We start from the raw sequence: 26453 nt of genomic DNA on the forward strand, positions 1-26453 counted from the left end.
AACCAGAATCAGAGAAAGTTATGATGCCATTAGGCGGCTAACGGGTGGCAAAATCTGTCACCCAAGTTTTGCTGACCCGGACACGCCCGCCTCGGGAGCGTCGATCACCGGGTAAAACGGGCGTCCCCAAGGCTCGGTGGGATTGTCTAGCATGATATCGGCGATCAGCGGCATCAGTGTGCCAAGGATCGCGGCGCTGTCTTTGACCTGCCCACGGTTGACATAGCTGCCCCAAGTTGTGCCGCCATGCACCAACTGACAGCGCAGCACATAAAGCCGATCAAACACCAAGCTGAGCATCTTTGCAGTATCGCCATCTTGCGTCGCCTTGTGGAACACCTTGCGCGACGCCTCAAAGCGGTCTTGCCAATTTTCATGGCCGGGGATGCCGTTGGTATGCTGCCAGAACGGGTGAAACACGAAGCGGTTCTCTAACAGCAGGCGCACCGGGCCGGTATAAGTGCTCCAGATCGCGCGATAAATCCGGCGGGATGTGTCAAGCCGCACCACACGGCTGAAGAAATCGGTGAAAGCAGCGCGTTCACCTAAGGGGATCGACTGAAACTCTGTCTCGTCGGCATAGGCCGCGTTGAAGGCGATCCAATGGAACAGGAAAGCCGCATCCGGGTCGTCTGGTTCTTTCTGCGCCCGCCCGATCCATGAAATCGCCCGATGCACGCGCAGGCCCATGGTTTCGGGGAAATCAGCGCGCAGATGGCGTTCTTTTTCCTTCAAAGCTGTGAATGTCAGCATACCCTATCTCGTCCCCATACAATCTTTACGCGAAATCAGTTGCTACGATAAATCAGGCGAAATCAGGGTGATAATTTCACGGCAATCCGTCAAAATCATCGCGGCGGTGGTTTTCGACCAATTTGCGCAAGCCCTCGGGGGCCAGAACCTCGACTTTATCGCCCCATTGATACAGGAACCAAGCCATTTCCAGCCAGCCAGAGGCTTCAAACCGCACGATCAGGCTGCCATCTGGCTGCGGTTCCAGCGTTTGGCTGGGGTGAAAGCGAAAACCCTGCGCATGGTCGGCCGCGTCCGGTGCGAAACGCCAGGCCACTTCGCCAAGCTGATCGGGATTCTGCCAGACTCCAAACGCCTGCGCTGCATGTGCTTCGATGGTGAAACCCGCGTCGATGGCGAAACTTGTCGTCAAGCACTGGGCTTCGTGGATACGGTCAAGCCGGAAGTTGATCAGCTGATCACTGCGGGACGGTTGGCGGGCGACCAGATAGGCGCGGTGGCCTAGCAGCAGCCCATGCGGTTCAAGCACGCGCGGCGCGGTATCCTTGTGATAGCGGACGCGGAGTTGGAACGGGCCGCGCAAAGCATCGGTGATCGGGGCAAGCACATCGGGCGGGATCACGGCGCGGGGGCCGGGGCGGGCGACATGGCCCATGGATTGCAGCAGTGCCTCGGCATCCGCTTCGGCGCGGCGGGCGTCACTGGGCCGCATCCGCCCGACCAACTCATCGCGCAGCATCGACAGGGTGTCGGCGTGGGGAATGCGGCCTTCGCTGCGGGCGGCGCGGATGGCCAGATCCAGCGCCTCTATTGCGGGTTCGGCGCGTGTCGCCAGGCGGGCCGGGCGCTGATCGTGCAGTCTCCAGCGGCGTTTGCGGTCGGGGCCGTCTTGGGTGTCGGTTTGGAACAGCGTCTCCATCGCATCGGTCATACGCTGCGCTGTGCGGTGCGAGATGGTGAATTCCGCAGCGATTTCTTCAAGGCTGACGCCGCCGTGGCGCGCTGATGCCATCAGTGCGAGACGCAGCAGATCCTGAGCTTTGGAAAATGACATCGCGGGTCCATGACAGGTTCTGACATGGCTGAACGCTAGACCTGATCGCACTGGTGGCAAAGGTGATTCTTTCGCCAAGCCGAAGGGGGCCAGAGGAAAAATGATGATCGAGAAGAGAATTGCCGAACTGCCAAGTATGACGGATGCAGCGCTGAAGGGTTTGTTGGAAAATACTGGGCGACCTGAAATGCGCGGGCGGGACGATGCGGCACGGCTGCGGACTGGGATAGAAGCCGAGTTTGTGCGGCGCCGTGTTGCCCGCATTAAGCGGGAGGGCGATCTGTGGTGGGAGTCACATGACGCTGATTTTCCGCAGTGTCACGGTTATGCCGACGCCGAAGCCACCCGCCGCGTTGCGACCATCCTGAAACGCACCACGCATAAAGCTGAAGACAAAGAGGTCTATTCGGTCGAGGTGATGGGGGTGGCATTGGCGGGGCGCTTTCACCATGTGGCCGACGCACGTGCCGCAGGCGCTGCTGCTTGGGCGAGCCTGAAATGAGCGATGATAAGGAAGCGTTTCTCGTCCGGCTGATTTTGTTCCCGTTCCGTCTTATCGTGTTTCTGGGCGATTTGGCTTGGGGGCTCTGCCTATTAATGCTGGGCGGCGGGCTCCTAGCGATACTGGGGCTATTCCTTTGGGGCCTGATCTTTCATCAGCCGTAATACGGCTCTCCACATTCACGCCCGGTTGAGGCCACAATGGCGTGTTTTGTCCGTTATATCCATTGATTGAGTGCCAAAGATATGAATGAAATCCCTGTTCTAACCCATGCCACCGAGCGCGACATCGACTTGCTATTGGTTGAAGAATTCGCGGCGTCGACGCTGTTTGCCTCCACTGTGATGAAAGCCATCGGATTGGGGGGGCTTGGCTTTGTGAAAGCCTCGGTTCTTCATTCGGTGCGCCGTATCTATAGTCGACGTGAGATCGACATTTCGGTGCGCGTGCAGACTGGGGCGGGCGACGTGCTTTTGTTGATCGAGAACAAGCTCGACACTTCGGAACAGCCCCGGCAGGCAGAATCTTATCGTGCGGAGGCTGAGGAACAGGCCGCAAACCATCATCTGGTGCGCACAATCCTAGTTTGTCCCAAGACCTACAGTGCGGAGAATCCGATATTTTCCAAGGGATTTGACCACGTCATGAGCTATGAAAGTTTCGCCGCGTTCTTCGAGGCTCGCGTGCTGCGCGAAACCGGAGAGTTGGCTGCGCGGCTGGGCCATCGCGCGCGGATGATGCGGCAAGCGATTGATAAGCAGCGCCGTGGCTATACACAAGTGATCCATCCGGCCAAACGGCAATTCACCGAACGCTACGTCGCATTGGCACGCGAAATTGCGCCAGAGCTGGTGCCCGGCCCGTCAATGTTGCGTGAAAGTGCGGCAGACAGTGTGACGATGATTTTTGGTCCTGCAAGCCTGCCGAATTGGGCTTTCCTGCCGCAGATGCGGATTGTGCATCAGTTGCGCGAAGGCAATGCCAATATTTGCTTTTACACTTGGGGCGATCACTTCAATGAAATGGTGGCGATGATCTCTGCCGATCTCGCCGGAACCGGCATCCGTGTCATCCCGTCGATCAACAAGCGTAATGCGGGCCGCGCTGGTCTGATGTTGGTTCGGGAAACGCCAAAACTGGATCACTTTATTGATTTCGACGCGCAGATTGACGCCGTGCGGACAGGCATTCTTGCGACGCGTGACCTGCGCGATTGGATTGCCAGCCGCGAGCAGACCGTGCACAGGTGGTCAAACTTGGTGCCGAAAGTTTAGGTTTCACAAGGACTTATGATTTTCAGCCGATGGTAATGCGAAAGCTACGCGTGCCATGACAAGAATTGACACCATTCAGTGCGATGTATCGGCTGACGGCTTGCGAAGTGATTCTCGGCGGTGATTTTAATAGCGAAGGAGCAGGCATGAGTGATTTCAAGCGGGCGGTAAATTTAGATGCTTTGAAGGCTGATCCACAGTTGAAAACGCATCCTTGGTTGCGGGAATTGTTGCTGCGCTGGCAGCCAGCCGGGACGGCGGCCCAAACTGAAAATTGGAAGCCCAAGAACGGAGATAAAAAATCGGAGGGAGCTCGGCCAGTTCAGCTGCGGCTTGCGATCCGCAATGGCTATGTGAATTTTTATTGCGGCGGACAATCGGTGGCTAAGGTTGCTTTCGGTCCAAAGATTACCGCGCGCATCCACAATAAATACCTTGGCGGTGCCGATGCGCAGAAATACACCCGTTTCGATACGATTGCGCAAGCCTTCCCGGATTCGGGTGATCTGGACTGCTGGATCCGCCGCACGCATGGCTATCAAGGCATCGAGAAGACATTTGTTGATCTTGTTGTCGGTGCGAATGGACAAATCATTGATCTGGAGATGGGACTTCCGGCCCTAAACGACGCCAGCGAACGGGTGGCTCCGCGCATTGATTTGGTGGCACTGGAGCCATCGGGCGATGGATGGAAAGTGGTGTTCTGGGAAGCCAAGCATGTGAAGGACGGGCGCATCCGTTCCACCACCACGCCAAAGGTTTTCACGCAACTCGCCAACTATGCGACATGGTTCGATGCGCCCGGATCGCTGGACGTGGTGCGAGATGCTTACCGGGAAAACTGCCGGGTTCTGGTGGCATTGCAAAAGATCGCCGCAGCGGTTTGGGCCAGTGAGGGCAAGACAATCCCTGATTTGGCTGCCGCCATTCGTGCCGTCGCGGCTGATCCGTCAAAGCTGGTGGGAATCGATTCGACTGTGCGTTTGCTGATCGACAACCGCCCTGATCCTGCTGACGGGAAGATTGACACACATTTCTGCACTGCTCATCTGCCCAGACTGACCGATCCACGCCACCTGCCCGAAGGCCAAAAGTTGGTTTCGGTGCATATGGTCAACTCAAATGATGCGCTGAAACTGCCTTGATCCGGAATACCTCAACGCAGCTTGAATTGACGGTGCATCGTGGCGGCTACCAAATTGGTGGCACTTGCATCGAGATCCGTCACCCCAATGGCGAACGGCTGATCCTTGATGCCGGGCAGCCGCTCGACGCCCCGAAAGACGCAACCGGGTTGCTGCCTAGGACGCTTGGTCTCTCGGGGCAAGCCACGGTGCTGATCTGCCACTCGCATCAGGATCATTGGGGGCTGATCAACGAGCTGCCATTGGCCTGGCCGGTGTGGAGCGGTGCTGCTTCGGCCAGGCTGATCGAGATCACTGCGGGGCTGGCGCGCGCCCCACTTGGGCGGGTGTTGAACCGCTGGAACAGTCGCGGTGCATTCAGCATTGGGGCGTTTCGGGTGACGCCAATCCTGACGGATCACTCGGCCTTTGATGCCTATATGCTGCTGATCGAAGGCGCTGGCCAGCGCTTGCTTTACAGCGGCGATTTTCGCAGGCATGGCCGAAAATCAGCCCTTGTTGATCGGCTTATGCAGGCTGGAATTGGCACCGTTGATCTGCTGATCCTTGAAGGCACCAACCTTGGAACCGACAAGCCTGTCATTTCTGAAGCATCGCTTGAGGCGGATTTCGTGTCACTTTTCAGCCGCGTGCAGGGTCAGGTGTTCTGTTGCTGGTCTGGGCAGAACATTGACCGCACCGTAACACTTTACCGGGCGGCGCTAAAGACGGGGCGGACTCTGGTTATTGACCTTTACACGGCAGAGGTGTTGGACACGATTGCACAAGGCACGCGCCTGCCACGTCCGGGCATGGATCAGCTGAAGGTTGTGATCACACGAGGTCTTGCAATTCACTACCGGAATTCCGGGCGTGGCGCGTTCGTGGATCGAATGGCCAAGTATGGCATGTCAGCGCGGGCGATCAAGGGCAGCCGGACTGTTGTGATGCTGCGCGATGGTTTGGTGCGCGACTATCGTGCCAGCGGCGTGGACCCGACTGCGGCGGATGCTGTGGTTTGGTCGATGTGGCGCGGCTATCTCGACAAACCCTCCACCGCAGTTGAGTGGTGCCGCAGCGGTGGCGCAGATTTACGGTATATTCACACCAGCGGCCATGCCAGCCCGGCAGATCTGCGCGCCTTTGCGGCATCCATCGCGGCACGTCAGATTGTGCCAGTGCATGGCACGAACTGGGACCACGAAGGACAAGGATTTACCGGTCTTGCCCGCGTTGCAGACGGTCAACCTGTCTATGTTTGAAGGGGATGATGCGCAGGGCCGGGTGCGTCTGCCCTTGATCCCGACCATCGTGATCGGTGATACGCATGCTGATATTGACACCTATCGCGCATTGATTGACCGAGAGGAGGCGCGCTTTGGCGGGCCGCTGCCGTCAATCCATGTCGGTGACTACGGGTTTGGCCATTTTTCGCCCCGCGAAGATCGCGAGGTGCAGCAGTTTCACCGCAGGCATACCAGACATCGGTTCCTGCGTGGCAATCATGACGCGCCCTCGCTGATCCATGCGGCACCGGGGTTTTTACCGGATGGGGCGGTTTCCGGGTCGGTTTTGTTTCTGGGTGGGGCTGACGGCGGTCTGCTCGGCGAGGATACCGAGATAACGGCACGGGCGGCCGACCACATTTTGTCACAACTGGACAAGGTCAAGACACAGATCAGGGTTGTGATCAGCCACGATGCTCCACAATTTGTGGCCCAATCGCTGCACGCAGACATGAGTAGCGACAGGGCCGTGCCGGGCTTGGAAATTCGCCCGACCCGAACCCGCGCCTTTCTTGCCGAAGTGGCGCAGATTCTAGCGCCGCAGTTGTTGATGTTCGGCCACTGGCATCACGGGTGGGGCGCGCAGTTTGATGACACGCATTTCCGGGCGTTGGGCTATCAGGAGAGTTTTGTGGTGCCATTGCCTTGGGATCCAAAGGTAACGCAAATCTTGTAGTCGGCGGCAAGCGTGCGCGATTGGCTGAAGGCTTGACGCGCTAAGCTTCGCCGTAGGGCCGCAAAGCCGCCACCAAGCAAACGCAAAGCACAGAAATTATTCTCGTGGCGCGGTTTGGCCATGCCAAAAAATGTCACCCTGTTCGGTTATTGCTGAAATTGCGGTCCGTCGAGACGATCGCCTCGGCGATTGATTTTGGGTAAATGTTGGAGAAGTAATGAAAATTCTCGACGGTCGCACATTGTTGTCAGGTTCAAACCTGAAGCGCTCTATGGGCTGCGCGCATGCAGCGATCCTAGCTATGGCCCCCGGGCGGGGCATCGGTTTGGGCCTGCTAGGGGACAGTGACGGTGCAGCATTGCTTCAAGGGAGGGCGATCCCCTATGTGTTTAAAGGATAAATTATGACCGCACTTACACAGTCCCGACGTATTATATTTTATGATGCCGAAGGCGTAGCGTATCAGCCGGTCCGACACGGTGACCGGGCGACGGGTAAATCAGTGTTTAAGATCAAGCCTAAGGGGGCGAGTAATCACGCCGATGCTGCAGTTCATACTGAAGATATCCTCGAGGTTGCCCGTGCGATGCTGGTTGACGGACTTGCGGCGCGTTGCAAGGCCTTGGCTGGTGGGCCTGTGAATTATTTGCGTTATGGGGCAGAAAAACTGCTGCGCTACGAGATTGGCCAAGAGATCGCCCAAGCGCTAGGTATTCCGAATGCCGGGAGAGTTGGCGAGATCGCCGTAACGTTGTCTAGGCAAGCTGTCGAGGAGGCGATTGATGCATATGAGAGATATCGGGCGACAGGGGAGCATGGCGATATTTTCAGCGCTTTTGGTGAGCCTCGAGATTATTGGGTGAGGTCAACACGCCTTCGATCCCGCCCTGTTTACCCAACAAAACCGATCGTCGCGTTTGCGCGCGCTGGTCGTGAACCTCAAGGCGGGTGGAGCCTTCCAACCAGTGCCGCTGCTCAGCTTCACAATTCAGGTTTTATTATCGTTGATAATGATGACAGGCCCGTTTCGCCTCCCGATAAGTATGAGCACTTGATTCGGGACGCCCATCGAATCCGATTATGTGCCTTGAATTACTACATTGCGCCCGCTCGCGAGCGCGGTGATGCGCAAGTTGTCATTCGGGCGGGGACTTTGAACAATGAGATGGGCTTAAGCGACGCTTGGCCCAATGTTTGCCAAGCGTTGCGTGGCCTTAAATTTCAAACTCTCGCAGATGTCCCTCCTCCTGATCAGGCAGGCCCGGACCAAAGCACTTCGACAACTTTTACTTACAATCTAATACAAGATGGGAGTGCCTCTAAAGTGACACAAGATACCGCATTCAAGCAGCCGTCTCCCACAAACACCATCCTTTACGGCCCCCCCGGCACCGGCAAGACCTTCGCAACAGCCTATGAAGCCGTGCGCCTTTGCTTGGGTGACGCGATTGCCGTGCCGTTGCGGGGCGATCGTGCTGGGCTGATGATGCTTTACCGAAAACTGGTCAGTGAGGGGCGCATCGAGTTTGTCACGTTTCACCAATCGTTTTCCTATGAGGATTTCGTTGAGGGGCTGCGACCGACCACCGACAAAGCCAAAGATGACACTGAGTCAGAGGCGCCTGCATCGGCTGGCTTCAGTCTGAAACCTTACGCCGGGGTCTTTAAGCAGATCAGCGAACGTGCGCGCCTTGACACGGGCAGCATAGCCGAAAGTCGGCTTGAGCGAAATCGGAACCTATTCAAGCTGAGTTTGATCGGAAGCGATTGGCGGGCACGACTGGCAAAATCACTTGAAGACAGCAAGATTTTTTGGGGATTTGGCGGCAAAGTCGACTGGTCGCCAGAGGAGTATGAACAGTTCGAGGCGATCAAAGCGCGGTGGCGCGACGACCATCCCGATGCGAATGGGCGTTATGCGGATATCAGTGGCACTTGGTATTTCAGAGCTGGCGTTGAAACCGGCGATTATGTCGTTCTCACCGTTGGCAAAAATCAGATTGTGGCGATCGGGCGCGTGACTGGTGCTTACGAGTTTATTGCGGCCGAGGAAGAATTCCCCCATGCGCGCAGCGTGGAGTGGATTTGGTCTGATTTCGAGGGCGCGGACAGATCGGCCTTCTATCCCGAACAATTCAGCTCGTTTCAGCCAATCTACAAGCTGGATGAAACGTCAATCGACTGGGACGGGTTGGAAAGCATTGTCTACAATCGTGATGCCCTGCCACCCACCATAGGGGCGCGTGACTTCGTCTTGGTCATAGATGAGATCAACCGCGCCAATATTTCCAAAGTGTTCGGCGAGTTGATCACTTTGCTAGAGGCCGATAAGCGTCTGGGGTGTCTAAATGAAGTGCGGTTGCGGCTGCCCTATTCGGCGACGAGTTTTGGCGTGCCGTCGAACCTGCATATTATTGGCACGATGAACACCGCTGACCGCTCGATTGCGCTGTTGGATACGGCGCTGCGCCGAAGGTTTACGTTTCAGGAACTTATGCCAGATGTGAGCGCCCTGCGCGCTGCTTTGGCCGCGCGTGGCCTTGATGCGGAAAACCTTGATGGCATCAATCTGTGCAGGCTGCTGACCACCCTCAATGAGCGGATCGAATATCTGTTTGACCGTGATCATCAGATCGGCCACGGTTTTTTCACCGGCTGCACTGACAAAGCGGGCGTTGAAGATGTGATGCGGCACAAGGTCATTCCGCTGCTGTCTGAATATTTCTACGACGACTGGTCAAAAGTGGCTGCGGTTTTGGGGGATCGTGCTGGTTCGGGGCAGACCTATTTCCTAGAGGCCAAGCGTCTTGCACCCCCCGACAGTCTGGCAGCAGATGACATGGGCGAAGAAAAATGGCGCTGGAGCGTCAGGTCAGACTTCGATTTTGCGAAATTCCAAGCGCCATGATCCGCCGCACCATCCGCGAATGGGAGAGTTTGCCTTACGGCGATGGCGCGCAGCAAATTCCGGCCAGTCTGGCGGATAAGCTTGCGGCTGTCGCTGCGGGATCGTCCTTGGCGGGCCGGGGCGGTGGGGGCGTGTTGGAGCATGGCCGCCACGCCTTGCGGGCGCGCGGTGTGGTTGGGGTGCTGGCGGTGCAGGGTTGCACGTTGGAGATACTGCCGAAAATTGAAATTCTCGCTGACACCCCAGCGGCACAGACCACCGATCAGCAGAATGCTGCGATCCGGCGGCGCTTGATCCATATGCTGGCGGTGGCACTTGATCTGAAGATCGACACCGGGCTGATCACCGAACTGGAGTTTCAGCGCGAAACTTTGCTGGAAATCCTGATCCGGATTTTCTGTGAAAAGCTCGCTGATGCGGTCCGTCAGGGTATGCCGCGCCGCTATCTGCAGCACGAGGATGATCTTGCGGCGCTGCGCGGCACGTTGAACACCACGCGCCAGTTCACCCGGCATGCGGTCAATCCGTCGCAACTGGCGTGCCGCTTTGATATTCTGTCCGAGGACATCACACTCAACCGCGTCATGAAGGTGGCGGTTGGCCAACTTTCGCGGCTGTCGCGAAGCCCAGCCAACCAGCGCCGCCTGCGCGAGCTTTCCTTTGTTTATGCAGAGATCACCGATGTTCCAGTCTCGGCGCTGCGCTGGGATGATGTTGTGATCGACCGCACAAATCGGCGTTGGCAGGAACTGTTCGGCATGGCGCGGCTTTTCTTGCAAAACCGGTATCAATCGACAACGGGCGGCGCGGGGCAGGGCACTGCGCTGTTGTTCGAGATGAATGCGCTTTTTGAAGAATATATCGGCCGTCTGCTGATGCGCGCGGTTGCGGGCACGGGCACCAGCGTTTCGTTGCAAGGCGGGCGGCTTTATTGTCTGGCGGCACAGGACAGCCAGCGCGGGCTTTTCCAAACCAAGCCCGATATACTTATCCGCTGCGCTGGCATCGTCACGCATGTGATTGATACCAAGTGGAAACGGCTTTCGGCGCGGATTGATGATCCCAAACAGGGGGTTGCGCAGGCTGACATTTATCAGATGATGGCGTATAGCCAGCTATATGGTGCAGCGCGGCTGACGCTGCTTTATCCGCATCACGCTGGGCTGGGGGACGTAGAAGCCATCCACGCGCGGCATCAGATTTCCGGGAGTGATGTGATACTAGAGACAGCCAGCATTGATGTGTCCGATAGCCGGAACATGCTTGATCGGTTGCGCCTGCTTTTGGCGGGCGGCGCATTCGTCACCGGAACAACGGAGTGAGGGCTTTGGCCATCGTATTGGATTCTGGGTGCCGGACTGCCGTCTACACGCGGCATGCTAGGCCAGCAAACTCCTGTGTGGCTGGAGTGGTGTGCGACGTCCGCTGGCATAATTTTGGACGGCTTGTTTTAGCGTCGCGCTTTGAGAAGGAAAACACATGAGCTATCGGTTTTTGCACACGTCAGACCTGCATCTGGGCAAGGCGTTTGGCGGTTATCCCGAAGCCATCCGTAACCGTCTGCGCGAGGCGCGGCATGGCTCTATCGCCCGGTTGGCGCAAGCGGCGCGGCAGGGCGGGGCGGCGACTGTCTTGCTGGCGGGCGATACGTTTGATGCGGAAACACCTGCGCCCGAAACGCTGCGGCACGCCCTGCGTGCGATGGCTGACGAGGGCGATATCACCTGGGCGATGATGCCGGGCAATCATGACAGTCTGGCGGCCACCGAGCTTTGGCGCAAGATCGCCGCCGATGGTCCTGCCAACCTGCGCCCGATCCTGACAGCCGATCCACTGCCCCTTGCGCTCAACGCCTATCTGCTGCCAGCGCCTTGCACCCAGCGCCGTCCGGGCCGCGATCTGACCGAGGCGATGGCTGCGGCAACGCCCGAGGCTGTGATCCGCATCGGCCTAGGGCATGGCGCGATCACTGATTTTTCGGGCGAGGAAGGCGTTGCGGGCATCATTCCACCAGATCGGGCTGCGCGCTCGGGCTTGGATTATCTGGGGCTTGGCGATTGGCATGGCCGGATGCAGGTGAACCTGTCGACGTGGTATTCGGGCACGCCGGAATGCGACGGCTTCAAACATGCGCTGACGCCGGGGGCGTTGCTGGTTGCGGTGGAGGGGCCGGGCGCTGTGCCGAGCGTGACCGTGGTTGAAACTGGGGCGTTGGTTTGGATCGCAACCAGCCTTGATCTGCTGCCGGGGGATGATGTGCTGTCCCGCTTGCAAGACAGTCTGCCCGCGCCACAGGGGCGGCGCGATCAGTTGATCCGGCTTGCCGCGACGGGCCGCCTGGCCTTGGCCGAACGCGCGGCGTTTGAGGCCGAGCTGGCGCGCATTGCCCCCGATTTCGGCTGGTTTTCCAGCGATCTTGCGGCTTTGGCGGTTGACGCGCGCCCCGATGATCTGGACCTAATCGACCGCGCTGGGGCGCTGCGTCAGGCCGCCGAGGCGCTTATGGCAGAGGCCAACGACTCAAGCCTTGCGCAAACAGCCCGCGATGTCGCCGCAAGTGCGCTGTCGCGGCTATATGCCTACGCGCAAGAGGAACGGCCATGAAGATCCGCGCGATTGAGTTAAGCAACGTCCGCCATTTCGCAGGCCGTCGCGCCAGCTTGTCGGGCATTGGCGATGGCATCACTGTGCTGTCCGAACCGAATGAATTCGGCAAATCCACCTTTTTCGATGCGCTTCACGCGCTGTTCTTCGAAAAGCACCGCAGCAGCAAAGCTCCGGTCAAGGCGTTGCAACCGCATGCGGGCGGTGCGCCGGAAGTCACGGTCGAGGTTGATCTGCCAGAGGGGCGCTTTCAAATCACCAAGCGCTGGCTGTCACGCGCCACCGCCCGCGTCAACGATGCCAATGGCCGCATTGTGGCGCTGGATGACGAGGCCGAGGCGTGGATATCGCAGCTGCTCGGAGCAGGGCTTGCGGGGCCGTCGGGGCTGTTGTGGGTCCGGCAGGGGCTGATGGGGCTGGAACCCGAAGGCCGCAGCGCCGAAGATAATCGCGAGCGCGAACGCGGCCTTGCGGCGCGGCGCGATCTGATGTCGTCGGTCGCGGGCGAGATTGATATGATGACCGGCGGGCGTCGGATGGATGGCGTGCTGGACCGCGCCAATGCGGCGCTGGCGCGGTTGGCTACCACAACCGGCAAGCCGAAAGCCGGTGGTGAATGGGCGCGCGCAGTGGATGAAGCCGCGATACTGGATGCGCAAGAACATGGTCTGCGCGCGAAGATGCTGCAACTGGGCGACGGTCTGCGGCGGCGCAGCGAGGTGATGCGCAGCCAAGCAGCTTTGGCGCATCCCCAAGCCGTCGCCGCGCGTGACACTGCTGTTGCCGAGGCGCGGGCGGCACATCAATCCGCTGTGGCACATGCCGAGAAACTGCTGGCCACCGCGCGTGATCTGACGCTCGCCGATCTGACGGTGGATGTCGCATCCAAAGATATCACCCGGTTGGAGCGCCTGTCTGAACGGGTGCGGGTGGCGGCTGCGGCGCAAAAAACCGCAGTGGACAAGGCCAGTCTGGCACTTACGCGCGCCGAGGAAATCTCAGCGAGGCATCGCAGCGCTGCTGAAACCGCCGACGCCGCCGCTGTGCAGGTGCGCGGCTTGCGGCAACGTCTGGCGGCCGCGCAAAAGGCGCAAATGGCAAACTCTGCCCGACAGAGAGCGGGAGAGTTGGCGCGCTTGTTGGCCCGCGCGATGGAATTGCAGCAGCACCTGCAAGCCGACCGTGCCTTGAGAAGCTTGTTAAAGGTCACACCGCAAGCCATTGCTTCAGCGGAAAAATCCCAGACGCTGCTTGATCGGCTGACCGCACAATCCGAAGCCCAAGCGGTGACGTTGCAGTTCAGCTATAGCGGGGCCGCGCGGGCGGTCACACCTGCGGGTGTGGTCGATGATGCGCCGCAAAAGTTGCATAATCCGACCGATTTCGATCTTCCCGGCTTGGGATGCCTACGGATTGACCCCGGCGCTGCACGCGGCGCTGATCTTGGCGCCGGCTTGGCCGAGGTGACGGCAGCGCTTGCCAAACACCTTGCGGGCTGTGGGGCGGCGGATCTTGCCGACGCCCGCAGGCAGCTAGCAGATGCGCAGCGGCTGGACGGGGCCTTGCAGCAAACCGCGCTGCTTTTGGCCGATGTCGCACCTGACGGCGTGGACGCACTCCGTCAAGCGCATGTCACGGCGCAAACCGAGGCGGGCGATGCGGACGGCCCCGCCGAAGACGCCGCCGCGTTGGAAGCCTTGGTCACCGCTGCGGAAGTGACAGCGGCCGAACAGCTGGCCACCGCCAAAACCGCGCATGCTTTGGCTGTGGCGGCGGGCGAGCATCGCGCCCAGACCGAGGCCGATCAGAAATCCGCCGAACGCGCGGCGATAGAGGCTGCGGATGAGGCGGGAGATCTGGCGGCTTTGGCCCAAGCCTTAACCGATCTGCGGGTGGCTTTGCCCGATTTGAAGCAACGCGCGGCAGAAGTGACGGCGCTTTCGGCGCGGCTTAAGGCCGACGCTCCTGATCTGGAAACGGCAGCCGCGCGGCTGGCGCGGGCAAGCTCTGCCAGCGATCAGTCGCGGCGTGAAGCCGATCTGCTGCGCGAGGAACTGGTCGGCCTGAACACCCGGATCGAGTTGTTGGCCGAGCAAGGCATCGAGGAAACCTTGGACGAGATCACCGGCACCCGCAGCGCCGCCAAAGCGCGTGCGGCGCGATACGAGGCTGAAGTGCAGGCGTTAAGCCGTCTGCGCCGCTCGCTGGAAGATGCCCGCGCCAAAGCGCGCGACGCATATTTCGGCCCAGTGATGCGTGAGTTGGAACCGCTGCTTGCTATCCTGCATCCCGGCGCCGCCTTGCAGATTGATGATCAAAGCCTGCTGCCGGTGGCGCTGACCCGCGACGGTCAGCCCGAAGCGCTGGATATCCTGTCGGGTGGCACCCGCGAGCAGCTGGCGATCCTCACACGGCTTGCCTTCGCACGGCTGTTTGCGCGCGGCGGTCAAACCGTGCCGGTGATCCTTGATGATGCGCTGGTTCACAGCGACGATGACCGCATCGAGGCGATGTTCACCGCCCTACACCGCGTGGCGAAAGATCAGCAAATTCTGGTGCTGACCTGCCGTCAACGCGCCTTTGCTGCGCTAGGCGGCGAGCGCGCCAAGGTGGTTGTGACGCCCGCATGACGGCTTTGGGTTGTGGCAATGCAGTGACAACCGGGGCAAAGAAAAAAATAGTGTTTTGCTAGTCTTGCTGGCCGAACGCCCACAATGCACGAATGAAATGCGCCAAAATTAGACAGGACCACATGCCAGATTTTATTGTTTTAGGTATTTTTGTTAAAGACCACATTCTTGCCTTTGCTTCCCTTTTGGTGGGCGATGCTTTTCCGGGGCTCGTGGTTCTGGCAATCGGCTTGGTGGCCCTGATCTGCGGGGCATTGGCCTACGCGACTTTCCAAAGACGTATCAATGCTGTGAACCGCCTGACCGCCAAGCTGGCAAAGCCAGAGGCTGGCAGCTCGTTGCTTCAGGGGCGTGAGACGATCTCGGCTTGGTTTATCGGTCAACCCAACGGCATCGCCACCGAGTCGTTGTCGGACGCTTGGCATGAGTTCAATGAGACGCTGTTCATTGATGAGACCCAAGGCGCACCTCTATTGCGCAATGCCGTGCGCCCGGCTGCGTTTTTCAATCTTGATGATCTGCATTTCGGCCCCGGCATTTATCGCGTGTTGCCCGGTGTGTTCGTATCGGTTGGCCTCGCTCTGACCTTTCTTGGCCTGATCGCGGCACTGACAGAGATGTCACAAGGCGACCGCATCGACGATGAAACGATGAAGCGGTTGCTCGGCATCGCCTCGGCCAAGTTCATTATGTCGCTGACTGGTCTATTTTGTTCGATTGTGCTGACCATCTTGTTGCGCAAGCGCACCGGGGCTTTGGATCACACTTTGCACAAGCTGTGCCGGGTCTTGGAAAAGCAGCTGACCTTTGCCAGCCTTGAAGAAATTGGCATGCGCCAGTTAGCCGCGATGGTGGAAGACCGCGAGCATCATCGCCAGCTGACGCTTCAGATGATCGCGGAAATCGGGGGACCGTTGAAAAACGAGCTGCCGTTGGCGATTTCAACGTCAATCAGCAACGCGATGCAGCCTTTGCTGGATAAAGTCAGCCAGCAGGGCTCGGACAGCATGTCAACGATGGCGGCGGATATTTCGCAGCAACTTTCCTCGGGTGTCGGCAATGCCTTGACGGCGGCGAGTGAACGTTTGGCCACAGCGGGTGACAAGATTGGCCAGCTTGCGGATCGGATGGATCAATCCTCGGGGCGGATGGGAACCGAGATGGAAACCGCGGTCGCTCGGGTGGCGCAAGCAGTGGATGATCTGCGCGGGGCGATGGCCAACACGGCGCAAAGCACTTCGGGGGCGTTTACTCAAGGTGCCGAGCAGCTTTTGGCGGTGATGAACCAGACACTGGAGGGCATCCGCGACAATACCTCTGAAGGTGCGAGGGCGATCTCGTCTGCGGCGACAGATATGCGCGATGCCGCAGGTGCAATGCGCAGCGACATGGAAAGTGCGGCGCAATCGGGGGCAGATGCGGCGCGGGCGCGGATGCAGGTCGCGGGGGATGAGGCCGGGGTCGCCATCGGCGCCGCAGGCCACTCGATGATGGCGGCTTTTGGCAAGGCAGGCGGCGATATTGCGCGCTTGACCGAGGAGTTGTCAGCCAAAGCCGGGGCGGATCTGGTGCAACCGATCGGGGCAATCGCCGATCAACTGGAAGATATGGTGACCGCACTGGCAGATAGTGCAACCGAGATGCGCCGCCTTGTGGATGGTGTGCGCGATGGTGCCAAAGCCGGGGCCGAGGCTGCGGGCAGTTTCCGTGGCGCATCGCAAGATCTGGTGGCGGCGGCGGGCCCGGTGCGGGCAACCTCGGAACGCATCGAGGATGCCTTGCGCCAAATGGCCGATGGCACAAGGGATGCCGTTGCCACCGTCACCCAAAGCGCGCGGGCGACGGCAGAAAGTGCCGCCCAGACACTTGCCACAGCACGCGAGACACTGGCAGCCGAGCGACGTGGCATTGATGCCTCCTTGGCCGCGGTCACTGACATGCTGGGGCGGATGCGCGGGCAGGGTGATCGGATGGACACCATTGATCAAAAGCTGGGAACGGCCTTTGATCTTTACACCAATCAGACCGAACAGGCGATGCAATCGGTGCGCAGCCATGTAGAAGAAATGTCCAAGGGTCTGAATGCTGCCTTGGCGACATTGCAGACCATTCTTGATGGGCTGCAAGAATTTCAACCGCAGCAGGTGCGCCGATAATGCGCGGCGGGGTGATCCGGCGTAGGCATGACGATGACGAAGAGGAATCCGCCTTCGTCTCGATGACCGATATGACCGTGGGGTTTTTGTTCATCGTCATCCTGCTGCTGGCATTTTTTGCCAGCCAGTATGATCCGTCGACCAGCGTGCCGCTTCCCGTGCATAAGTCCGTCATTGCCGAGCGCGATGCCTTGCTCCAACAACTCAGAGCGCTTGAGGAGAAACTGAAGCTTCAGGAGACGATCAACGTGGCCCTGCGGCAAGAACTGGATCAGACCCGCGCGACCGTCACCGAACTACGCGAGAAGATCGTGCAGTTGGAGGCCGAAATAGCCCAACTTAAAGCGCCTGATCCGCTGGAAACCTATATTAATCGTAGCCTTGCCGAGCGAAGAAGGATTCTGGAGACACTGCGCGATCGTATCATGATTGACTTCCCCGAGTTGGATGTGATCCTAAGCGAAGAATCCGATGCACTGCGCTTTCAGGGCGATGGGTTGTTCCGATCAGGCTCGGCTGTGTTGCGGCCAGATCGCGTCGTCTTTGTGCGCGCGGTGGCATCGCGGCTGGAAGAATTGTTGCCCTGCTATACGCTGGGAACAGGCTCGCGTTGGTCGGATGGCTGCAATCCCGGCCATGCTTTGATCGAGGCGGTGCAGATAGAGGGACACACCGATGGCGATGGGCAGGACTTTTCAAACCTCGTTCTGTCCACCGCGCGAGCCAACGACACGTTCCGCACTATGACCGAACAAGAGCCGGGGCTGGTTCAGCACTTGAACTTCCGCAATCAGCCAGTGTTGTCAGTGGCGGGCTATGGTCGGATGCGCCCGATCAAATCCAATGATACTGTTCAGGATAAGGCCGCCAACCGCCGGATTGACCTGCGCATCATCATGTATGTGCCAAGCAGGTCGGAAGAAATCGAAACCGTGCGCGCGGCCTTAAATGCCACGGTTGCGCCATGACCATTCCGCTATCAGAGCGTCTTGCAGCGCCGCGCCCGCTCTCGGCGCCAACAGCGCCGTCTTTCGCCCTGATCCAGCGATCCATCCAGCGGATCATCGACCGATATGATGCCCCGGCCACGCCGCCAGAGCATGAGGCCGAAAAACTGCTTGCAGAAATGCTGCGCCGTATTCTGGCCGATGACTGGCACAAGGTGCCGCTGAGCTTTGCGACCCGGGTTGCGGGCCTCGCATTCGCTGCCAAGTATCGTGAGAGGTCCGATCTGGCCCAAGTGCGGCAGTTTCTGCTGGCTGAGATCGTAGCATCTACTAAGGCGGGGTTCCTGAATCCGATGGTGCGGATTTATATGGAAAGCTATGCGCCGGGGGCCGAACATACCCGCGCGCTGGCCCGCGCTTTGGCAGCGGCGCGCAGCCGGACTGGCCCGCGCTGGCAGGTGCTGCTGGAAAATATCCCTGACCTCTTTGATGCTGATACCGCCCCGCGCAGCATCGCGGCACGGATGGAGGCGATGGACGATCCTTGGCACGGGCTACGTGCGATTGGCCTGCGTCAACCCCACGCGCCGGGCCTGATGGATGCGGCGCATTTGGCTTACCTCGCGCGGATCGCACCCCGCCTGGACCAACGTGCCGAGATCGACCGCTTGCTGGGCTGGCTGAAACCTGATGCGCAGACGGTGCGCAATGTCGGGGCAGGGGCCGCGATCACCGCGATGATGCGCCCGTGGATGCAGCGACAACCACCCAAAGAGATCATGGCCCTGCTGATCGACCGCCTGACCGAGAATTACGGCCACCCGCGCGTCGGGCGCCATGCCGCGTGGAACGAGGTAGATCCGGCGATGGAGGCGGTTTTTCTGCGCTGGCTGATGGGCGCAGATATTCGCTTTCTGTTCCGCGTCTTGACTGAAGTGGAACGCAATCACATGTGGGCGGATCGAGAAGATTTCTGGTGGACACTGCACGAACAGGGCCGAATTGACGAAGTTTGGATTGCGTTTAACGAGGCTGGCCATCGCGCAGCAATTGCGAAACTGCCCCCGGATGCCCGCCAAGGCGCGCGACGCTTTGGGCGGCAGGTTGGCGATAGGGATAAGTCGCTGCTGTTCATGCGGATCGGCGATAAGATCGTGATTGAGGGCACTTACAACTTCATGGTCCACGCTTTCGACGCGCGGAGTTCTGGCGCGCCGAAATTGTATCAGCCGCGCTACGATGTGTCTGACATCAGGGAAAAAAAGCCGGTGCTGTGGAAGCAGGTTCACTTGGGTGGCTGGCAAGGTAAAGTGATGAGGAATTTCTGACCATGTTCGAATTCACCTATTCCCCCGATGCCATCGCTTTACGCCTGCTTCCTGCCCGCAGCGGGCTGTTGGGGCGCTTGATGCCCGGCAAAGCACCGGATCTTGACCGCCTGACGCCCACAGACCGCCGTCTGGCCTTCGCATTGGCCGATCTGCGCACATTGGCGGAAACGCTCGACGAGCCGCTAGAGATTGTTGGCGACCGCATCACGCTCTCGCACCGTCTGGCCGCAAGTTTAGATGCTGAGGCCGCCACAGCGCTTGGCCTACCACCGTTGACCGATTTGACCCTGCGCACCGATGCTGAAGGCGTTCTCGGCAGCTCCGGGTTCCGCCTGCGCTATCAATGGTTGCGTGCGGGACAGCAGCGAATGCCGCGTCGGGCGGGGGCGATTTTGGAAACCGACCGCGGCCCGCAGCGTCTGCCGTTGTGGATGCTGGACGCGGTTGTTGTGGCCGAGGATTTCACCGCCTCGACCGATGACGCCGCCCATTGGGAGGCGTTGGCGCGGTTTCGCAAAGCGTTGGAACCCGGCGTGACGATGGCGGGCGACAATGATGCCGCCCGTGGCTCGATGACCGATTTTCTGCAGGGGCTAGAAGTTTCGCTGACTGACCGTTTGTCGATCTCGCCCGATGCGACGGGCGATGATTTTGAGGTGGTGCCGTTCTCGTCTGACCGTCTGGGCGACAATCAGCAACCCGCCGAGTCGATGGCCGAATTGGTGGGGGCTGACTTGCAGCAGTTTCAGCGCCGGGTCCGCGAACGTGGCGCGTTGAATGCGTTTCGCTTGGGACCGGGCCGCTTTCTGGTGGTGGATCGCAGTGCTGCCCCTGCGTTGCAGGTCATGGCCGAGATGCAGCGCGCCAGCTCTGAAGAGCGCCGTGCCTTCATCCGCAACCCCCGTGCGCGGATCACCGATGCGGTTGAGGCACGGTTGCGCGGGCAGGGCGGATTTGACGAATTGCCGCCTGCTGCCCAAGAAGAAGCCGTCGAGGCCGCCGCTGGAACGGCGTTTGTGGAAACCGAGGAATACACTCAGTTTTCCGACCGGGTGATGGGGGTCGAGGTTTATCGCGGCAACCCTCTCAAGGATTTTGACCCCAGCGGCACGACTTGGCTGCCGGAAACTTTTTCGGCGGAATTGCTAGAGCGTCTGACGGAACTGCCGACGCCCGATTTGCAGGCTCTGCGGGACCATGTTCAGGTGGTGGCGGATGATGCAGAGGCGCTCCGCCGCGACAGTGGTGCCGAGACTGCCCCGCCAGAAATTGACTTTGAAGGCATGCCGCTGCCCGCCACGCCGCTGACCCTGCAACTTTTGGATGCACGGCTGGCAGAGCGTCATGCCGCCGAAGCGCCGCCCGAAGACGATGTCGTTGACGAACCGGATGGCCCGGTTGTTCTGAAAACCGCCGAGAACTTTGATGATGTGACGTGGCATGCAAAGCTGAAACCGCGTCACTCTGATATGGCGGTGGTCGTGCCATCCAGTATCCGCACCAGATTGAAAGATCATCAGGTTGAAAGCCTAGGCTGGCAGATTGAGGCATGGAAGGTGGGGCTGCCCGGCGTGCTGAACGCGGATGAACCGGGTTTGGGCAAGACCTTGCAAACCATCAGCTTTCTGGTCTGGCTGAACGAACATATGAAGCGCAGCCCCAAACGTGGGCCGATGCTGGTGGTCGCCCCCACCTCGCTGTTGGAAAACTGGGAGCAAGAGGTGAAGCGCCATGTCGCAGCGCCCGGACTGGGCCATCTGATCCGGCTTTATGGATCGGCGACGGCAGGGCGCAAATTGGCAGGGGCGCGGGGGCGTGATACTGAAAGCGGCGAGGCGCGCTTGGATTTCTCCGACATCACCCGCGCGATTGATCAGGGTGCGGGCCATCTGACATGGGTGCTGACCACCTATACCACGCTTAGCAACTACCAGCACTCACTGGCCCGCATCCCTTTCGCCGTGGCGGTGTTTGATGAGATTCAAAACATCAAAAATCCCGGCACATTGGCCGCCAATGCCGGCCGCGCGATGAACGCCGATTTCCGCATCGGCCTCACCGGAACGCCGATTGAGAACAGCACCACGGATCTCTGGGCGATCATGGACCAAATTGCCCCCGGCGCGCTGGGATCGTTGCGCGATTTCCGCAAGAGTTATGCGGTGCCGGATGAGAGCAATATGGCCGAACTTTACGCCCGCACCTTCCGCCCGAATGGCAGCGCCCCCCCGCTGGCGTTGCGCAGGCTGAAGGAGACCGTCGCCCGCGATCTGCCCGCCAAATCGCGCTTGCTGCATCCGCGTGCCATGCCCAAGCTGCAAGCCGACCACTATGAAGAAGCGCGGGTGAAGCTTTCCAGCGGTGGTATGGGGGCGGCGTTGAAGATGCTGCACCATATCCGCAGCGTCTCGGTGCATCCGGCGCTGGCCGAGCCGTCAGAGCCCGCCGCGTTCATCGCGGCCTCCGGGCGTCTGTCAGCCACTTTCGACATCTTGCGCCGGATCCAAAGCCGCGGTGAGCGGGCGCTGGTCTTCATCGAAAGCCTGCAAATGCAGTATCGCTTCATCGAACTGGCCAAGGCCGAGTTTGGGATGGCGAAGATTGATCTGATCAATGGCGCCACCCCGATCACCAAACGTCAGGCCATCGTGAACCGTTTTCAACGCCATCTCGATCAGGACGGCGGCTTTGATTTGCTGGTGCTGGGACCGAAAGCGGCGGGCACGGGGTTGACGCTGACAGCCGCCACGCATGTGATTCACCTTTCGCGGTGGTGGAACCCGGCGGTGGAAGAGCAATGCAACGACCGCGTTCACCGCATCGGCCAAACTCGACCCGTGACGGTTCATGTTCCGCTGGCCATTCATGCGGGCTATCGCGCGCAATCGTTTGATTTGCTTTTGCAAAGCCTGATGCAACGCAAACGGCGTCTGGCCAGTGCAGCCCTTTGGCCGATGGGCGACGACGATGGCGACGTGTCGCAGCTTCAAAAGATGCTTCAAGGAGCGGTGGTAGCTGCAAGCGGTGATGTGATCGGAACGTCCATGGCAGCATTATTTGAGCGCGATGGCATAGAGGTTGCTGGTGCGGACCAACACGGAGCTTGGAGTTATGTTTAAATTGCCGAATCTCCCCGGAGCGACTGACACGGACTTGCCTAAAGTGCTCGCCGAGCTTTAAGAAAGATTGCTATGATGCAATGGTTTACCGCCGATTGTCATTTTGGTCACTTCAATGTCATCCCTTCCTGTGGGCGACCGTTCTCCGACGTAGCGGAGATGAACGCCCATATGCTAGATGCTTGCGTTGCCCGCGTTTTATCAGGCGATGATCTATGGGTATTGGGGGATTTTGCGATTGCCAAAACCGCAGACGGCGGGCGCGATGTAGTGCGAGATATCTTCCGCCGCATCCCGGGCAAGAAACATTTGATCCTGGGCAATCACGATCTGCCGTGGGTCAAGGAATTGGGCTGGGAGAGCATAGACGACTTCAAAGAAATCAAGATTGACGGTAGGAGGGTGTCGCTTTCTCATTATCCGATGCTGACTTTTCCAGGTGCCCGGCACGGCGCCATCCAAATGTTCGGTCATGTTCACCAAAATTGGCGTGGGTCACGCAACAGCGTCAACGTTGGAGTCGATGTCTTCGATTTCCGGCCCGTGACGCTGTCCGAAGTGTTGGATCGGGCTAAATTACTGCCGGTAAATGCGCACTGGGATGAGGTAGAGCCAGGAGTGACGGTCGATGGTCCAACAATTTCTTTGGGATGAGGCCGCGAAATGTTTCGATACGCTACATTTAAAGCGAAAACGGGGAAAGATAGATGAATCATGGAAAACCTTACAGCGAGCGCTAATATTTCGCCTGCAAACATAGCTGCTGGAATCGGGCTGGCCGACCGTCGTGAGATATGCGGCCTATTGGCGCTCCTCGAGGTATCAGGAGCCACAGAGATACTCAAAGGCCTCGCAGTAGCAACTCAGTCCAAACTCATGAAAACGCAGGCACCGGAAATTGACCGCCTGGCGCAGATAAGCAGTGCTTTGCTGAATACAGCCCGCTCGACCGACGCGCTTAGACTCCAGCTTTGGTTCGAGGTTTCACAAAATCTTGGGCTTCCGGATCGCATCCCCCTTTCGCTGCGCGGTATCAAAAGCGCAGCGGCTGCACTTGGTGTGCGCGCAGCCGAGTTATTGAAGCCCTCTGTCCTTGCGGCGCGTGTGACTGCTGCTGGCGAGGACACCAGCACCGCGATAAAATTCGGTCGGAAGCTTTTGAGGGTGCTTCCCAAAGGTCTGCGCAGTTCTCGTGATGAGAATGTCAGCTTTCAGGATGTCGCCGCCGCTGAACTCAAGGCACTGATGGACAAATTGAGCCAGGCCGATCTCAGCGGAACTGTCGACCCTGAGGTCGCCGCGGCTATTCAAAAAGGCCGGACAGCAATATCCACCGTGGCCGTCGCTGCTGGCGGTTGGGCCGCTTTCGCCTCGGCCGTGGGATCAGCGGGCTTCGCGCCCTTCATTGCCGCAGCGCAGCTTTCGGCGGTTATTCCCTTTGTCAGCGGTCCCGCGCTGGTTTCCTTCCTTGCCGTCATGACCAACCCAGTGACCGTCGTCGCCGGCACCGCTGCCTTGGGCTATTGGGCCATCAAAGGGCAGAGCGTATCGGCGAGAGAGACGGCAGCTGCTCGGGTTGCAATTCTTCTGGCGGTGAGGGGGCTGCAAGATCAAGACACCGGAATTGCCGCTCTGGCGAGTGTGCTTCGCCGTGGCCATCGCCTCACCGAGGCGGAGTTGAGCCACATGAGCCGAAATGCGCGTGACGGACTGATCTTACGTGGACGCCAGATCGAACGTCGGCTGTCTGGCGAGATTCCATCGCCAGCATCGTCAGCTCCAGGAACTTGGGGCATCCCGATAAAGCGGGCGGCGTTGCCCACGGACCTGGACGTCGGCGTAGTTGCAGGATTGACCGCCGGCGACATGCTTTACCATGCCGCAGCAATTGACCCGGCGGTGCTGAAGGCGGCTGATTTCTCTCGATTGCTCGAGCTCGACAGCCCGCTGGATCTGGCGGCACACGTGGAATCTTTCGCCGCAGCGGGCGCACAGATCGCAGTTCGAGGCTATACGGCTGAACAACTGGTTATGGCCAGCCTGGTCGAGCAAGGACACATCGTCGAACTCGCCGCCAGCAGCACGATGCCGGGATATGATCTGCTTGTGGATGGCAACGCCGTGCAGGTAAAATGTGGAGCGAGCCTGTCGCTGCTGCACGAGCACTTTTCGAGGTATCCTGATATCCCCGTGATTGCCGACGCTGACCTTGCCAGAATGGCTGAAGCGTCAGGTGAAGCATGGGCGCAACTGGTGAGTTCGGTCGAGGGCTTCGATCTCGGCCACGTGCAAAGCATCCTTGATAGGTCACTGAGCGCTGCCGAAGCATTGGGCCAGGGCGTCGTGCCGGTCTATGCCGTGATCGTTGGAAGCGCGCGTGCGGCGAGCAAGGCTTGGGCCGGAGAAATCCCTATCGAGGAATTGCCTGCCTGGCTGGTTCTTGATCTTGCCGTCCGGGGTGGCCTGTCGTCAGTTGGCCAAATTGGCGGCGCTTTCGTGGGCTTGCTCATGATTGGCCCCGCGGGCGCGCTGGTGATTGGGCCTGTCGTGGGTATTGCAGCGCTTTTCGGGACAAGCCAGCTTCACGGTCTACTCGACAGGGCAATCCGGAACCCTTGGCATGCGTCGGTCATGGAGACGGCTGGGCGCCTCCGACGCGCCCTTGTGAATGCCGGTAACCGGCGGCTGGATATGATGCTGGAACGCCAGTTCCGTTTGAGAGATTCCTCCCAGACCATGCCCATAGAGTTGATCAGCTGGCTCGACAGGCGCATGGCCGATGACGTGATACACGTTTGGGAGATTCTGGATGGATACGGGCCAGTTTCGACGCTCCGTGACGCAATTGAGCTATTAATCCACGCCTCTGCAATTGGGATGGCGGATCCGGACGTTCTTGCAGCACGCAGGCAACTGACATCGCTGATCGAAGCAAAACCCTCAACCATGGCATCGCTGCGGCAAGTCGGTGAGAAGATCACTACCCTTACCCAGTCAATTCCCCGGCGTGGTTGACTTGCACGGCCTATCGGCGCGATGCCAGAGTTCGCGGCGCCTCACGACAGTTCAGATCTTGGGTCGCGCGCGGTAGCGTGCGTGGCCGCGTCCATCTATCTTGACTGACCGCAAATTGAAGAGGCCAGATTTATGAATGACTTGTCGCCATGTCCGACATCCATAATTCTCGGGTCGCTCGTCGGGGTGGCGACGGGCGACTAAGGCCGCAGCGGTTTTTACAGACGCCCAGCCACCCGGTGCCAGCTCCGTGGCTGCGTCCAGCAAAGCCTGCACGATTATTGTGGAGGGCCAAGGAATTCTGCCGGTGATGATCCAGTCGCGGATCTTTGGCGAGTTAAGCTTTTCGGTCAAGATCTCGCCGACCCGTGCCCAGTCCGTTGTCCATTCCGCAAGTTGGTCGTCGGCGCGTTTGACACGATAAATGACGGATGCCAAGGCTTGCTGCGCCATGAGGCAGCCCTTCACGCTACGGAGGTCGTGTTCCTCGAGAAAATTGTGGACCAAGGAATTCCGTAGAGCGACCAGATCGCGGTGCTCGCCCTCGATCCGCGAAAACGCCTCGGTGGGGAGAACGATCTGTCGTGAAAAAGCGACACTGGTTCCGGGTGTGTTGTCCTCCGTGTCAGGGAGGCCTTCCTGTCCTGAGGGCGCGAGAACGGATCCCAGCATTTCGCCAACCAGAGAGCCCATGGTCTTCCGCCGGGTTTCGTTGAACCGCCTTGCCAAGCCGACCTCGAATGTCCCGATGGCGCCAGAGAACCGGTGCGTTGCGACGACGGCCTTCAGATTGAGCTCAAAGGCTTGCAGTAGTAAAACACAGTGCCCGTAGAGCCTTTCGACATCCCCACGCTGCGCAGACAGGGCGGTCCCCTCCGGTGTCATCTTGCTTCCCTTGATCCGTCGTCTTACGCACATTGCCCGAAGGTGCACCTTCGATCAACGGGGCACTGTTCAGCTCTTACATGGCCAGCAGCAGCATTTGCGAGAACCTACTGTTGCTGAGGGGCGCATCAAGCTTTTCGGTCCGGAGCGGACATTTGACACCTTAGCACGTCTCTGCACATCACCGTG

Annotated in this window: 19 protein-coding genes; 16 read left to right on the forward strand and 3 right to left on the reverse strand. The window is 59.3% G+C overall.

Going from position 1 to position 26453, the window contains the following annotated elements:
* Positions 1 to 57: 57 nt before the first annotated feature.
* Together U1A24_RS16070 and U1A24_RS16075 are read right to left on the reverse strand one after the other, a co-directional pair.
* Positions 58 to 753 (reverse strand): HEPN domain-containing protein, encoded by a 696-nt coding sequence (locus tag U1A24_RS16070; RefSeq protein ID WP_304925860.1) that lies wholly within the window; start codon positions 751 to 753, stop codon positions 58 to 60.
* A 76-nt stretch (positions 754 to 829) separates the two neighbouring features.
* Entirely contained in the window at positions 830 to 1765 is a 936-nt protein-coding gene (locus U1A24_RS16075) for a WYL domain-containing protein (RefSeq protein WP_322322993.1), read from the reverse strand.
* A gap of 145 nt (positions 1766 to 1910) precedes the next feature.
* Between U1A24_RS16075 and U1A24_RS16080 the strand changes: the two genes are divergently transcribed.
* The 16 genes from U1A24_RS16080 (at position 1911) to U1A24_RS16155 (ending at position 25379) form a co-directional block, all read left to right on the forward strand.
* A complete protein-coding gene (locus U1A24_RS16080) occupies positions 1911 to 2309 on the forward strand; it encodes a hypothetical protein (protein ID WP_322322994.1) in 399 nt (132 codons plus the stop codon).
* The gene (locus U1A24_RS16085; RefSeq protein ID WP_322322995.1) at positions 2306 to 2473 is read left to right on the forward strand and encodes a hypothetical protein; all 168 of its coding nucleotides are present in this window, start codon (positions 2306 to 2308) and stop codon (positions 2471 to 2473) included. Before U1A24_RS16080 ends, U1A24_RS16085 begins: the two co-directional genes overlap by 4 nt.
* Positions 2474 to 2554: 81 nt before the next feature.
* Complete coding sequence (locus tag U1A24_RS16090) at positions 2555 to 3583, forward strand: PD-(D/E)XK nuclease family protein (protein WP_322322996.1); 1029 nt, start codon at positions 2555 to 2557, stop codon at positions 3581 to 3583.
* An 83-nt stretch (positions 3584 to 3666) separates the two neighbouring features.
* A complete protein-coding gene (locus U1A24_RS16095; protein ID WP_322322997.1) occupies positions 3667 to 4728 on the forward strand; it encodes a hypothetical protein in 1062 nt (353 codons plus the stop codon).
* The gene (locus U1A24_RS16100; RefSeq protein ID WP_322322998.1) at positions 4725 to 5969 is read left to right on the forward strand and encodes an MBL fold metallo-hydrolase; all 1245 of its coding nucleotides are present in this window, start codon (positions 4725 to 4727) and stop codon (positions 5967 to 5969) included. The genes U1A24_RS16095 and U1A24_RS16100 overlap by 4 nt, the downstream gene beginning before the upstream one ends.
* Positions 5962 to 6669 (forward strand): metallophosphoesterase, encoded by a 708-nt coding sequence (locus U1A24_RS16105; protein ID WP_322322999.1) that lies wholly within the window; start codon positions 5962 to 5964, stop codon positions 6667 to 6669. The genes U1A24_RS16100 and U1A24_RS16105 overlap by 8 nt, the downstream gene beginning before the upstream one ends.
* 403 nt (positions 6670 to 7072) lie before the next feature.
* Positions 7073 to 9577: an AAA family ATPase gene (locus tag U1A24_RS16110; RefSeq protein WP_322323000.1), complete on the forward strand. Its 2505-nt coding sequence runs from the start codon at positions 7073 to 7075 to the stop codon at positions 9575 to 9577.
* Positions 9574 to 10899, forward strand: coding sequence for an McrC family protein (locus tag U1A24_RS16115; RefSeq protein WP_322323001.1), 1326 nt, complete (start codon positions 9574 to 9576; stop codon positions 10897 to 10899). Before U1A24_RS16110 ends, U1A24_RS16115 begins: the two co-directional genes overlap by 4 nt.
* A 157-nt stretch (positions 10900 to 11056) precedes the next feature.
* Complete coding sequence (locus U1A24_RS16120) at positions 11057 to 12181, forward strand: metallophosphoesterase family protein (RefSeq protein WP_322323002.1); 1125 nt, start codon at positions 11057 to 11059, stop codon at positions 12179 to 12181.
* Entirely contained in the window at positions 12178 to 14811 is a 2634-nt protein-coding gene (locus tag U1A24_RS16125; RefSeq protein ID WP_322323003.1) for an AAA family ATPase, read from the forward strand. Before U1A24_RS16120 ends, U1A24_RS16125 begins: the two co-directional genes overlap by 4 nt.
* A 188-nt stretch (positions 14812 to 14999) precedes the next feature.
* A complete protein-coding gene (locus tag U1A24_RS16130) occupies positions 15000 to 16967 on the forward strand; it encodes a hypothetical protein (RefSeq protein ID WP_322323004.1) in 1968 nt (655 codons plus the stop codon).
* Entirely contained in the window at positions 16967 to 17935 is a 969-nt protein-coding gene (locus tag U1A24_RS16135) for an OmpA/MotB family protein (RefSeq protein ID WP_322323005.1), read from the forward strand. Before U1A24_RS16130 ends, U1A24_RS16135 begins: the two co-directional genes overlap by 1 nt.
* Complete coding sequence (locus U1A24_RS16140) at positions 17932 to 19242, forward strand: EH signature domain-containing protein (RefSeq protein ID WP_322323006.1); 1311 nt, start codon at positions 17932 to 17934, stop codon at positions 19240 to 19242. Before U1A24_RS16135 ends, U1A24_RS16140 begins: the two co-directional genes overlap by 4 nt.
* A gap of 2 nt (positions 19243 to 19244) precedes the next feature.
* A complete protein-coding gene (locus U1A24_RS16145; protein WP_322323007.1) occupies positions 19245 to 22364 on the forward strand; it encodes a DEAD/DEAH box helicase in 3120 nt (1039 codons plus the stop codon).
* A 75-nt stretch (positions 22365 to 22439) separates the two neighbouring features.
* Entirely contained in the window at positions 22440 to 23018 is a 579-nt protein-coding gene (locus tag U1A24_RS16150; RefSeq protein WP_322323008.1) for a metallophosphoesterase, read from the forward strand.
* A 222-nt stretch (positions 23019 to 23240) separates the two neighbouring features.
* Positions 23241 to 25379 carry a hypothetical protein gene (locus U1A24_RS16155; RefSeq protein ID WP_322323009.1) on the forward strand — a complete coding sequence of 713 codons (2139 nt, stop codon included), beginning with the start codon at positions 23241 to 23243 and terminating at the stop codon, positions 25377 to 25379.
* A 51-nt stretch (positions 25380 to 25430) separates the two neighbouring features.
* Here U1A24_RS16155 and U1A24_RS16160 read toward each other — a convergent pair whose 3' ends face one another.
* The gene (locus U1A24_RS16160; RefSeq protein ID WP_322323010.1) at positions 25431 to 26264 is read right to left on the reverse strand and encodes an OST-HTH/LOTUS domain-containing protein; all 834 of its coding nucleotides are present in this window, start codon (positions 26262 to 26264) and stop codon (positions 25431 to 25433) included.
* Between the last annotated feature and the right edge of the window lie 189 nt (positions 26265 to 26453).

Source organism: Cypionkella sp. (assembly GCF_034376685.1).
Classification (GTDB): domain Bacteria; phylum Pseudomonadota; class Alphaproteobacteria; order Rhodobacterales; family Rhodobacteraceae; genus Cypionkella.